At 50.2% G+C, this 11,841-nt stretch carries 11 protein-coding genes; 8 read left to right on the top strand and 3 right to left on the bottom strand.

Annotated elements, in window-relative coordinates; translation table 11 throughout:
- Positions 1-56: 56 nt before the first annotated feature.
- The gene (locus AC6R03_RS08420) at positions 57-977 is read right to left on the bottom strand and encodes a LysR family transcriptional regulator (protein ID WP_334552186.1); all 921 of its coding nucleotides are present in this window, start codon (positions 975-977) and stop codon (positions 57-59) included.
- Entirely contained in the window at positions 967-1,422 is a 456-nt protein-coding gene (locus AC6R03_RS08415) for an Lrp/AsnC family transcriptional regulator (RefSeq protein ID WP_334551550.1), read from the bottom strand. Before AC6R03_RS08415 ends, AC6R03_RS08420 begins: the two co-directional genes overlap by 11 nt.
- 182 nt (positions 1,423-1,604) lie before the next feature.
- On the opposite strand from AC6R03_RS08415, the gene yjeH reads away from it, so the two are divergent.
- The 8 genes from yjeH to AC6R03_RS08375 all read left to right on the top strand — a co-directional run bounded on the left by yjeH (position 1,605) and on the right by AC6R03_RS08375 (position 10,844).
- Positions 1,605-2,861 carry an L-methionine/branched-chain amino acid transporter gene (gene yjeH, locus AC6R03_RS08410; RefSeq protein WP_500632051.1) on the top strand — a complete coding sequence of 419 codons (1,257 nt, stop codon included), beginning with the start codon at positions 1,605-1,607 and terminating at the stop codon, positions 2,859-2,861.
- Positions 2,862-3,039: 178 nt separating this feature from the next.
- Entirely contained in the window at positions 3,040-4,386 is a 1,347-nt protein-coding gene (locus AC6R03_RS08405; protein WP_500632052.1) for a magnesium transporter, read from the top strand.
- A 568-nt stretch (positions 4,387-4,954) separates the two neighbouring features.
- Positions 4,955-6,193, top strand: a complete 1,239-nt coding sequence (gene codB, locus AC6R03_RS08400; protein ID WP_500632053.1) for a cytosine permease — start codon at positions 4,955-4,957, stop codon at positions 6,191-6,193.
- Between the two features lie 9 nt (positions 6,194-6,202).
- Positions 6,203-7,480 (top strand): cytosine deaminase, encoded by a 1,278-nt coding sequence (locus AC6R03_RS08395; protein WP_500632054.1) that lies wholly within the window; start codon positions 6,203-6,205, stop codon positions 7,478-7,480.
- A 94-nt stretch (positions 7,481-7,574) separates the two neighbouring features.
- Entirely contained in the window at positions 7,575-8,027 is a 453-nt protein-coding gene (locus tag AC6R03_RS08390) for a dCMP deaminase family protein (RefSeq protein WP_334551540.1), read from the top strand.
- A 474-nt stretch (positions 8,028-8,501) separates the two neighbouring features.
- Positions 8,502-9,944 (top strand): glyceraldehyde-3-phosphate dehydrogenase, encoded by a 1,443-nt coding sequence (locus AC6R03_RS08385; RefSeq protein ID WP_500653653.1) that lies wholly within the window; start codon positions 8,502-8,504, stop codon positions 9,942-9,944.
- Positions 9,945-10,076: 132 nt separating this feature from the next.
- Positions 10,077-10,283 carry a hypothetical protein gene (locus tag AC6R03_RS08380; RefSeq protein ID WP_487901631.1) on the top strand — a complete coding sequence of 69 codons (207 nt, stop codon included), beginning with the start codon at positions 10,077-10,079 and terminating at the stop codon, positions 10,281-10,283.
- A 75-nt stretch (positions 10,284-10,358) separates the two neighbouring features.
- The gene (locus AC6R03_RS08375; protein WP_487901632.1) at positions 10,359-10,844 is read left to right on the top strand and encodes an acyl-CoA thioesterase; all 486 of its coding nucleotides are present in this window, start codon (positions 10,359-10,361) and stop codon (positions 10,842-10,844) included.
- A gap of 44 nt (positions 10,845-10,888) precedes the next feature.
- Here the strand turns inward: AC6R03_RS08375 and AC6R03_RS08370 are convergent, their stop codons facing one another.
- Positions 10,889-11,797 carry an SDR family oxidoreductase gene (locus tag AC6R03_RS08370; protein ID WP_500630822.1) on the bottom strand — a complete coding sequence of 303 codons (909 nt, stop codon included), beginning with the start codon at positions 11,795-11,797 and terminating at the stop codon, positions 10,889-10,891.
- Positions 11,798-11,841: the final 44 nt, after the last annotated feature.

Here is an 11,841-nt window from a genome sequence, read left to right as displayed (position 1 = left end):
CGATAATGCTGATTAGCTATGATTTGAAATCAAACTTTTTCATAAGCATCATGATTTCATATCATACCTATCGAGTAAGGGGATGTGCGCATAGCGCTCAGCACAACCTCTCTCATCCATTGATGAGCGGGATCAAGATCGTACTTGGGATGCCAAATCAACCAATAGAGATGACTGGCCGTATCAAAAGGCAAAGGACGATAAAGAAGTGACGCATCCCGCGACAAGTTAATCGCTATGTGTTCTGGTACCACCATCAGGTAGTGGCTGCTTTGCAGAGCATTGACTGCGGCGGTAAAGAACGGCACTTTCAAGGCAACGCGTCGTGTGTGACCAAGCGCGTTCAGTACCACATCGGTGCTGGTGTCCTTGTCGCCGCCCCCTGTGACTTTCAAATGTGGGTAAGCCAGCATATCTTCCATCGATACCGCACCTTTATCGGCAAGCGGGTGCCCTTGGCGCATCAACAAAACGGATTTGTCTTCACCGATCAGCACGGAACTGACGTACTCTGGCTGACGGGGGAGCATGGTTGACGCCAGATCAATACCATTCGTATGAAGCTGGTCCAAATAATCTGGGTCCCACAGCTTGTAGGTCAGATTCAAATTAGGGGCTTGATCGGTCAGCACCGAGACTACGCTAGGTACGATGTACTGCGCGACATAATCACTCGAGGAAAACACAAACTCTTGTCGCCAATTGTGCGGTTGAAACGGCGCATCGGCCAACAGATTATCCACCTCAGAGAACATCCGATCCAAGCGCTTCTTAATAACCAGCGCACGAGGGGTTGGAACCAATTGGTTACCGTCTCTCACCAGCAGTGGATCATCAAATAGCGTACGTAGCTGAGCTAACTGACGGCTCACCGCAGATTGAGTAATGTGCAAACGCTCTGCTGCGCGGCTGACATGGCACTCGTCCAGTAACACCGATAACGCCCGTAGCAAGTTTAAGTTGATGTTATTGAGCATCATGAAGCGTGTTGAAGAACTCAGTTAAAACAGTATGCGTCACCAAATGACGCAGCTCTGGGATGGTGTACAGCTCATCTCGGATCCGGTATAGCTGCGCCATACTCTCCACTTCGACAAACAGCATCATGTCCGTTTCACCACTGATGGCATGGCACCACTTCACCCCTTCAATCTGATAAATACGCGGGGCATAATGATCGCAATAGTGCCTGGTTTTCGTCGTATCAAATTTGAGTGCGAGATAGGCTTGGATTTTGGCGCTACTGGTGTCTGGCTGAGCAATTTCTGCGTGATAACCGAGGATCACTCGCTCCGCTTCTAAACGCTGAATACGCGCCGTCACAGCAGAGCGGGACAAGTTGACCTGACGGGCGAGTTCACTGACAGACAATCGAGCGTTGCCTCTAAGTAATGTAATGATTTTATTATCGAATTTATCCATTTCTTTTTCTCATACTTGCCCTTTGGTCAATTTGACACAAAACGAACAGGAAGAAAAGGTGACAAAATGGCGGGCGATACGTGAAAAAACGTCAAAGTGACGGATAAGCGAGACACATTGATGGATGCCGAGACAGACACAATTGGTTAAGCTTGGCCAATCACCCCGCGCTAGGATGCGACATGAACCAACTCAAACAAGAAATCTCGTTATTATCAGGCATCGGCCAACTCTCGACCACATTACTCGGCACTGGGCTATTTATGGTGCCCGCCATCGCTGCCGGCATTGCCGCTGAAGCGTCGCTATGGGCTTGGTTGCTGCTGTTTATCGCCATCTGCCCCATTGCGCTCACGTTCGCCCAGTTAGGTAAACGCTACCCCAACGCTGGCGGAACCGCCTATTTTGTGCGAATGGCGTTTGGCCCCCGCCTTGAAAAAAGTGTCGCGTGGCTGTTTTTGAGTGTCATTCCTGTCGGGGTACCTGCCGCCATTGCGTTGGCTGCGGGCTTTCTTGAACAGATTCTTCCTACTAGCCTTCAAGACCCTTTGCTTGCGCAAGTGATCACCGTGTTATTACTCGTGCTGGTTAACTTATCTGGGGCGAAATCTTCGGGCCGTCTACAAACGGTGATTGCGCTCGCGATCTTTGCACTCGTCGTCGCGTTTTGGTGGCAAAGTGATCTAAAGACCGATGACATCACGCTCCCCACCTTGAGCCAACAAGATTGGCTGCCGATTGGCGCGGCGCTCGGCGTGATGTTTTGGTGCTTTGTCGGTATCGAAGCGTTCGCCCACATGGGGGAAGAGTTTAAAAACCCAGAGCGCGATTTTCCCATCGCAATTGTGATTGGCTGTTTAGTCGCCGGCCTTACCTATTGGGCTTGCTCGGTCGTGATTTTAAAATTGGGCGCGTATGGCTCTGCGCAATTTGAAAGCACCTCTATTCCGTGGATGGCAGCTCAGTTGTTTGGTCCGAGCGTCAAGTGGCTCATCAGCATCATCGGCTTTGCGGCCTGTTTTGCAAGCGTCAATCTCTACACTCAAAGTCTCTCGCGTATGGTTTGGTCGCAAGCGCGCGATTACACGCCACACAGTGCGCTTGCAAGATTGTCAGTGCGTGGCGTGCCGGCAAACGCAACGATTGCCGTTGGCGCTGTGCTGCTGCTTTCTTGCGTCGTGGGTGAAATTTCCGGCCTTAACTTGGAGTTTTTCCTTAAGCTCGCCAACGGGATCTTTGTTTTGGTTTATCTACTGGCGATGCTGGCGGCCTACAAACTGCTGCGCGGCGTGGATAAAGTCTTAGCGAGCGTCGCGCTACTGCTCTGTAGCCTTGTGTTTCTCTGTTTAGGCTGGTCGATGTTTTACGCCGTGACCATTTTTGCCGTGCTCACACTCCCTTGGCATAAATGGCGTAAACTGCCGCCGCAAGCCACCTAAAACCAGTACAAGAGAGAGATTGACCGACGTTATTGGTGCAAAAGCAATCATTCAACCCAACATGTCCCGTTTTGTTGGGTTTGTGTGCTAGGTTTTTCAAGATAGAGTATTGTTTTTCTGCCGTTTTCGAGTACTTTGAACACAGCGTTTAAACGGACAATAACGGCTGGAGTGCTCTGTGAGCCAATTTCAAGATCTCTCTATTTTGATCGCCGAACTGCTTCGCAGTGAAGACAGTGAGCAGGTCACAACTCTTAACGAATCTATCGAACACGGACTTGAGCCCGGCGCTTTGGCGCTGATTCTCGAGGCCTTTCCCATTGATGACCGTGTGCGACTTTGGCGCAGCCTGCCCCTTGAGCTGCATATTGAAGTACTTACCGAAGCGCGTGCGGAAGTTCGCCACTCCATCATCAAAGAGCTGTCTGAGGTTGAACTCAAATTAACCCTCGCCAAACTGGATAACTTATCTCTGATTGAATGGTCTGACTCACTCCCTGAGGAGATCATCAATGAAGCGCTACGCCTGATCGAAAAAGATGAACTTGAGCTTTACGATCAAGCGAATGCCTATGAAGATGATCAGATTGGTCGTTGGGCCGAACGAAAAGTGGTCACGCTCCCCTTCACCATTTCCGTTGAGAAAGCGAAAGGTTTGATGGAGCGCTACAGCTATGACGCCCCTGAGCACATCTATCTGATCAACAAGAAGAAACAGTTTCGAGGTATAGTGCGCTATATCGATTTGCTGCGCGCCGAGCCGGGCGACAGGCTTAAATCATTGGCGCTAGAGCACCCTGTCACATTAAACGCCAAGCTAGAACTTTCTGAAAGTATCGAGGCGTTGGAGCACTCTTCACTCTCCACCATGCCAGTGACCGATGACGATGACACCTTGATTGGTGAAGTGGATTGGCATTTTGCCCTCAGTACTCAACGAGAAATATACGAAGCGCGCCTAATGGCGGGTACCGGTATGGATGAAGGGGACGACCTGTTTGCGCCCATCATTCGCAGCTCGAAAAAGCGTGGGGTTTGGCTTGGCATCAATCTCATGACGGCAATCCTTGCCTCAGTCACTATCGGCTTGTTTGAAGATGTTATCGCTCAAGTGGTTGCACTGGCGGTCTTGATGCCCATCGTCGCCTCGATGGGTGGCATCGCAGGTAGCCAGACGTTAACGCTGATGGTCCGTGCGATGGCGCTCAACCAGATCACAGCGGGGAACCGCTGGGCGCTAATGAAAAATGAAGTGGGCATTGGCTCTATCAACGGATTGCTGTGGGCAGTCATCATTGGTGGACTCGCCGGACTGTGGTTTCAGTCTGTCATATTAGGGGCCACCATCGCGCTGGCGATCGTCGTCAACATTATTACCGCCGCTCTATTTGGTGTGCTGATCCCAATTGTTCTCGACAAACTCAAACTTGACCCTGCACTGGCAGGCTCCGTCATCCTGACAACTGTGACTGACGTGGTGGGTTTTTTCGCCTTTCTCGGCACAGCGAGTCTCGTCATGCTCTAAGCCCTAGCGGCACATAAGATGACCTCCGATTGCGCGCACCCACAAGGTGCGCAATCTGATCCTCAGTTCGCAATATGCTGATGTATTCGCAATATGCAATGCCAATATGCAACCAGCCACTCTTTCTTAGTCTCAATCTCAACGTAAAGCCTGACACAGCGAGCATATTAAAGTTGGCACATAACCTGCTATCTATACAGTGACCCTAGCGTTAGGGTCACCTAGCCAACTGACGTTGTTAGTGAACCCAATTTGTTCACACCCAATATCAGCCAGAATCCTCACGGTTTCTGGCTCTATTTTTTATTTTTGCTCATCCATACAAAATACTGATGGCACTCACCCAATTATTAGCAACACAAATCCTGGAATAATCAATATTCCAATAGAAAACATAAAATAATAAATACACAACGCACTGTTTTCCTTGATCAAATCAATCAAAAACATCCAAGCAACCGTTTTACAAGCCGCCACTTGCATTGACAGCGCAAAATACACCCCCATAATACGCGCCGCAATCGAATACATTCTGGTAAAGACAGTCTCATTCTGCGGAGGTAATACAATGGCTGATGACAACAATTACAGCTTAGGACCGGTCCCGAGCAACGCACGCAAAGGGGTTGCGTCTCTCACTATGGTTATGCTTGGTTTAACCTTTTTCTCCGCCAGTATGTGGACAGGTGGCGCTTTGGGTACGGGCTTAACGTTCAACGATTTCTTTCTTGCCGTGTTAGCCGGTAATTTGATCCTCGGTGTCTACACCTCGATTCTTGGCTATATTGGTGCCTCCACCGGCCTATCTACTCACCTCCTTGCTCGCTATTCATTTGGTACACAAGGCTCTTGGCTACCTTCTGCGCTATTGGGCGGTACGCAAGTCGGTTGGTTTGGCGTGGGTGTGGCGATGTTTGCTATTCCAGTCCAAAAAGCGACGGGGTTAGACGTCAACTTGCTGATCCTCGCATCGGGCTTATTGATGACGGCAACGGTTTACTTTGGCATCAAAGCGCTGATGGTGCTCTCTGCCATCGCCGTCCCTGCGATTGCTATTCTTGGTAGCTACTCGGTTTCACTGGCGGTGGACAGCGTGGGCGGCGTGGATGCCTTAATGCAGGTTTCACCCAAAGAGCCGATGGATTTCTCTATCGCATTGGCAATGGTGGTCGGTTCTTTCATCAGCGCGGGGACGTTGACGGCTGATTTCGTTCGCTTTGGTAAAAAACCCGCTGGCGCTGTTCTTGTCACCATGATTGCGTTCTTTATCGGAAACTCACTGATGTTCATCTTCGGTGCTGCTGGCGCTGCAGCGACCGGCCACGCGGATATTTCTGACGTGATGATCGCGCAAGGACTGTTACTGCCTGCCATCATCGTTTTAGGTCTCAACATCTGGACCACCAACGAAAACGCCCTTTACGCTTCGGGCCTAGGTTTTGCCAACATTACCGGCCGCTCAAGTACCTTAATGTCGATCGTAAATGGCGTCGTCGGCACCATTTTTGCGCTGTGGCTATACAACAACTTTGTCGGTTGGTTGACCTTCCTCTCAACGGCGATTCCTCCTATCGGCGGCGTGTTGATTGCTGACTACCTCATCAATCGAAAACGCTACAAAGACTTTGCCAATGCAACCTTCAAACGTGTTAACTGGGCCGGCATTATTGCCGTAGCCGTTGGTGTGCTAGCGGGTAAATTCATTCCGGGTGTCGTGCCGGTCAACGCAGTATTGGGCGGTGCGTTATGCTATGTCATACTCAACCCATTATTGAATAAATCTTCGCTGACCACGCAAACTGCGTAAGGAGATCGCATGCCATCGCTACTGATCAAAAACGTCACGCTTGAGGCGCAAAGCGGCCTTAAACAGATTCTTATTGAAGATGGACACATTTCGTCCATCACCGATGCGAACTCCACTATCAACTTTGAGGGGGAAACGCTGGATGGACAAGGGGCGATGGCCGTCGCACCCTTTTGCGAACCACACATTCACCTAGACACAACTCAAACGGCTGGTGAACCGAGCTGGAATATCTCGGGCACACTATTTGAGGGCATCGAGCGCTGGGCAGAACGCAAGCAGCTGCTCTCTATTGAGGATGTAAAGCAGCGTGCCAAACAGACGTTAAAGTGGCAGATTGCAAACGGTGTGCAGCATGTGCGTACTCACGTGGATGTCTCTGATCCGACTCTGGTTGCGCTAAAAGCAATGATTGAAGTGCGTGAAGAGATGCGATCTTGGGTAGATATCCAAATCGTCGCCTTTCCACAAGAAGGCATCCTCTCCTACCCTAATGGTAAAGCACTGCTTGAAGAAGCAGTCAAACTAGGCGCCGATGTGATTGGTGCTATCCCGCACTTTGAGTTTACGCGCGAGTATGGTGTCGAATCGCTGCATTACGTCTTCGAGCTAGCACAACAATACGACCGTCTGATTGATGTGCACTGTGACGAAATTGATGATGAGCAATCACGCTTCGTCGAAACCGTAGCCGCATTGGCTCACAAGTTCGATATGGGGCACAAGGTCACCGCAAGCCACACGACGGCAATGGGTTCATACAACGGCGCTTACGCGTCACGACTGTTCCGACTGCTACGCATGTCGGGCATCAATTTTGTCGCTAACCCGCTGGTCAACATTCACCTTCAAGGTCGATTTGACGACTACCCCAAACGCCGTGGCATCACACGCGTGAAAGAGATGTTAGCCGCAAACATTAATGTCTGTTTTGGCCACGATGATGTGTTTGACCCTTGGTATCCACTCGGTACCGCCAACATGTTGCAAGTGCTGCACATGGGGCTGCATGTGTGCCAAGTGATGGGTTACGATCAAATCAACCAGTCACTGGCGCTGATTAGCCACCACTCTGCGCGTACCCTCAACATCACAGAACGTTACGGCATTGAAGTGGGTAAACCGGGTAACCTGCTGCTGCTTGAAGCAGAAAACGGCTTCGACGCGGTCAGACGTCAAGTTCCAGTGCGTTATTCGATTCGTGGCGGCAAAGTGATCGCTGAGACTCAACCCGCGACCACGCATATTCACCTCGAGGAGCGTGAAGCGGTCGATTTCACCCGTTAACGGTAGGATTGGCTAGGTGGGGCTGGACTAATGGCGTCGAAACAAGGATATTAGTCAGCAACCCTATCCATCTAATTTGTTTGAGGAAGCTTTGATGATATCTAAGTGGGCGCAACGTTTTTACCAAATGGCAGAATTGGTTGGCTCTTGGAGTAAAGATCCTTCGACTCAGGTCGGCGCCGTCATTACAAAACAGAACCGCATCGTCTCTGTCGGCTTTAATGGCTATCCACATGGCATTTCCGACAGTGCCAATACGGATGACAGAGACATGAAGTATCTAAAAACGCTGCATGCCGAAGAAAATGCCATTTTGTTTGCTAAGCGAGATTTAGATGGCTGCGAGATCTGGGTGACTCACTTTCCGTGCCCAAACTGTGCAGCGAAAATCATTCAGACTGGTATCTCCTCGGTGCACTGCCCAGAGCAAACTGAGGATTTTCTCTCTCGCTGGGGTGACAAGATCAAAGTCAGCCAAGACATGTTCTTACAAGCGGGTGTGAAAGTGAACTGGTTGCCGCTCGATGATCTGATCCCAAGACCATAGACTTTTCTCGACCCATTTATCCCCAAAAACGGAGCCCACCGCGCTCCGTTTTTTCATTCTTACTCATCGACACTTAAAGACATCACGCCCCCACTGCGTTCGACCTTGGTTTACCACTTTAAGATCGCATTTTGTTTACCAAATCTGTAGATTCCATGAGTCAAAGCGCATTCCTTATGTACCTTATAGGCAAGATTGCAACAATGACGTGTCACAAGTATTTTTTGTCGCGAATTAACTGCGCTCTTCATTTTTTGTCAATAGGCACTTCTACTGATTCTTAACGTGATCAACCTCTGCAATATCGACGATAGCTAGTGATAAGCACCGACATTATTTTTACTAGCAGAATAAGATATTAGCCATTACAATCCTGCCGCATAAAAATTACAAAACAGTTACAACCCTATCGCTGTATTGAGCACCCCAACTGAATACAGCATCAGCCCTAAAACGTGAAAGGTCCCCTAAACCATGAGTCCAGAACATCACCTTCTAGACTGGCAGAAAAGCCAAACGAATGCTGAAACGATCTCCCCTTTACTCAGCCAACTTTACCGACAAAAAGGCGTTGAAGTGCTGCTGTTTGGCAAAACACTGGTCAACGCCGCCACCATCGACATCATCAAAGCGCATCGCCTCGCTCGTCACTACACCGGAAAGCCGCTGAGCACAGAGCAAACCCTGCCTCTGATTCAGGCGCTCTCAACCATGGCGCTGTCACCATGTCGTATTGATGTCGGCCAACTCGCCCATCAATTTTGGCAAGGTCGCGATGATGCCCACGGCGTCAGTGACTTTCTGCACACGGCGCTGGTCGGCACGATGAATGGCAACACGGTGCCGACACCTCGCGATGTGGTGTTGTATGGTTTTGGTCGAATTGGACGACTTCTAAGCCGCTTGTTGGTCGAAAAATCCGGCCCGGGTTATCCGTTACGTTTGCGCGCAGTAGTCGTACGCGGTGGAAAACAGGGTGATTTAGCCAAGCGCGCGAGTCTACTACGACGCGACTCGGTTCATGGCCAGTTTAATGGTAGCATCATTGTCGATGAAGAGCGCAAAGCGCTGATTGTGAACGGCAACTACATTCAATTCATCTATGCCAACCAACCTCAAGACGTCGATTACAGCGCTTACGGTATTCAAAATGCGTTAGTGGTCGACAATACGGGCGTGTGGCGCGACGCCGAAGGCTTGAGCCAACATTTGGCCTGCCCGGGTGCGAGCAAGGTGCTGCTGACCGCTCCAGGCAAAGGTGAAATCAAAAACATCGTCTTTGGTGTGAATCACGATGAAATCGAAGCGAATGACACCATAGTGTCCGCAGCCAGTTGCACGACCAATGCGATTACACCGGTGCTCAAAGCGGTCAATGACCAGTACGGTATACTCTCTGGCCATATAGAAACCGTGCATTCTTTTACCAATGACCAAAATCTGATTGATAACTTCCACTCAGGCGAACGCCGTGGTCGCAGCGCGTCGCTAAATATGGTTCTAACGTCAACCGGCGCGGCTAAAGCGGTCGCTAAAGCCCTACCTGAATTGGCGGGCAAGCTCACGGGCAATGCCATTCGCGTTCCGACTCCGAACGTCTCGATGGCAGTCGCGAACCTCAACTTGGCCCAAGGCACCGACAAAGCCTCACTCAACGCGTATCTTCGTGATGCCGCGTTGAACTCAAGCCTGTCTGCCCAGATGGACTATACGGATTCCACCGAAGTCGTCTCGAGTGATTTGGTCGGTTCACGTTTTGCTGGTGTCGTCGATGGCGCAGCTACCATTACGCAAGACAACCGCTGCGTGCTCTACATTTGGTATGACAATGAGTTTGGCTATAGCTGCCAGGTTGTCCACTGTATGGAACAAATGATGGGCGTTCGCTATCCCACGTTCCCACAAAGCCGCGCTTAATCTCAATTCAACTCCACAACAATAATAATCCCCCCCCGAATTGCCGCTGCATCAATGCAGCGGCCTTTTTCATTCATCTTTCATTCATACCGCCTTCAGTACGATAGCCTCTCACATTAAGAGGAGCCCTATATGGCACGCGCAATGACCGCTATCTTCGCCCTGTTTGTTGGCATGTTTACTTTGATAATGAGCCTTATCCTTGCTATTCCGTTGACCATCGCTGCGATTTTCGCTGGCAAACGACTTCAGCGTTCAGCAGCATTTTCACGCACTGAACCATCCGCCAATAAAAGCGGCAACACGATTGAAGGTGACTATGAAGAGGTCCAGCGCTAGTTAAGTTTGCACCTCGACCAAAAAGTGTGCTAACTCTATACCCTGCTTGCTCAAGAGAATAAAAAGGAAGAGTTTATGAGCCATGGGAAAAGGGACATTACACTGCGTTTTCTGGCCGAGCCGGGTGACGTCAATTTTGGCGGTAAGGTCCACGGCGGCGCAGTCATGAAGTGGATAGATTTAGCGGCCTACGCCAATGCCGCCGCATGGAGCGGTAAGTACTGCATTACTGCCTACGCGGGCGGAATTCGTTTTGTAGCGCCAATCCATGTTGGCAACTTGGTCGAAGTAAGTGCCAAAGTGATCTACACCGGCACCTCATCGATGCACATCGCCATTGACGTGCAAGCCAGCGACCCTAAAGAGATGAAAAATCGCCTCACCACACACTGCATTGTCATCATGGTCGCGGTAGACGAGCATGGAAAGCCATCACCTGTCCCTGAGTGGATTCCCGAGACTGCCGATGATATTAAACTGCGTGACTCGGCGATCCGCTTAATGAACATGCGCAAAGAAATCGGCGAAGAGATGGAAGCGCACGTCAAATACCTCAAATAGACATCAACAGGGGGCGCTTGCAGTTCCCCCTCTCATTCTATCGATTAGCCATCAAGATTAGCCAACTTTCTCAGTTCCGTTCTATGATTTGTTAACCACTGTTCGAACGTCTGCGGTTGGGAGCCAGTCAGGGCAACAAACTCATCACTGCTGCCATCCGAGAAGAGACCTCGATTGTGCTGGTCCATCGTAACACACAGCTCAATAACAGGCTCTGGCAGTTGGAATGAGGTCAGTTGAGAACGAAATTCATCGTCACTCAAGTGCACCATATTGATTGACGTACCCAAGATGCGATCCATGATATGCGCCATTTCATCATTGGTCAGTGACTCGGGCCCATTCAGAGTCAATACTTGATGTCCTGAAGGGGCTTTAACCAACGCCGCCGCAGCCGCCATCGCGAGATCGCGACGAGAGAGTTGCGCTGTTTTGCCATTACCGGCAGACGTCAACCAATGGCCCGTTTGTAACGTACTGGCAAAGTACTCAGGTAGATTTTCAAAATACCAGTTGTTGCGAAGAATCACGGTATTGTCGATACCACTTTGAACGATCGCCGCTTCGGTCGCCTCATGTTCATGAGCAAACATAACCGGTGACTGGCTCGGCGCTGGCATAGACGTATAGATAAGATGGTCAACGCCCGCTTTTTTCGCAGCGTTAACTGCGTTGAGATGCGGCTGTGTGCGAGAGCCCGCAGACAAATCAATGCTGACTAACAGTAGGCTATCCGCCCCAGTAAAGGCCTGTTCTAACGAGCTCGGATCAGAAAAATTTGCTTCTCTCACGTCCACACCCAACTCGACCAGCGAGCTCAACTTCGCTCTGTCACGGGTGGTGACGATCAATTGCTGCGCTGTTAACGCGCCTGAGCTAAGAAGTTGCTCTACTACTGCTGAACCTAATTTGCCGGATGCGCCGGTCACCAAATATTTACGATCTGACATCATGATATTCTCCGTTTCTCTAACTGTTCCAAAGCGACAGACTCCTT

The organism is Vibrio sp. R10-SG-ISO4, assembly GCF_059834135.1.
Note: the sequence above shows the minus strand (reverse complement) of the source record. Positions and strands in the feature narration are given on the sequence as shown.

What these genes read in the sequence shown, in the direction of transcription:
- AC6R03_RS08420 (WP_334552186.1), bottom strand. Translation starts at nt 977, where the DNA reads ATGCTCAATAACATCAACTTAAACTTGCTACGGGCGTTATCGGTGTTA.
- AC6R03_RS08415 (WP_334551550.1), bottom strand. Translation starts at nt 1,422, where the DNA reads ATGGATAAATTCGATAATAAAATCATTACATTACTTAGAGGCAACGCT.
- yjeH (WP_500632051.1), top strand. Translation starts at nt 1,605, where the DNA reads ATGAACCAACTCAAACAAGAAATCTCGTTATTATCAGGCATCGGCCAA.
- codB (WP_500632053.1), top strand. Translation starts at nt 4,955, where the DNA reads ATGGCTGATGACAACAATTACAGCTTAGGACCGGTCCCGAGCAACGCA.
- AC6R03_RS08395 (WP_500632054.1), top strand. Translation starts at nt 6,203, where the DNA reads ATGCCATCGCTACTGATCAAAAACGTCACGCTTGAGGCGCAAAGCGGC.
- AC6R03_RS08390 (WP_334551540.1), top strand. Translation starts at nt 7,575, where the DNA reads ATGATATCTAAGTGGGCGCAACGTTTTTACCAAATGGCAGAATTGGTT.
- AC6R03_RS08385 (WP_500653653.1), top strand. Translation starts at nt 8,502, where the DNA reads ATGAGTCCAGAACATCACCTTCTAGACTGGCAGAAAAGCCAAACGAAT.
- AC6R03_RS08380 (WP_487901631.1), top strand. Translation starts at nt 10,077, where the DNA reads ATGGCACGCGCAATGACCGCTATCTTCGCCCTGTTTGTTGGCATGTTT.
- AC6R03_RS08375 (WP_487901632.1), top strand. Translation starts at nt 10,359, where the DNA reads ATGAGCCATGGGAAAAGGGACATTACACTGCGTTTTCTGGCCGAGCCG.
- AC6R03_RS08370 (WP_500630822.1), bottom strand. Translation starts at nt 11,797, where the DNA reads ATGATGTCAGATCGTAAATATTTGGTGACCGGCGCATCCGGCAAATTA.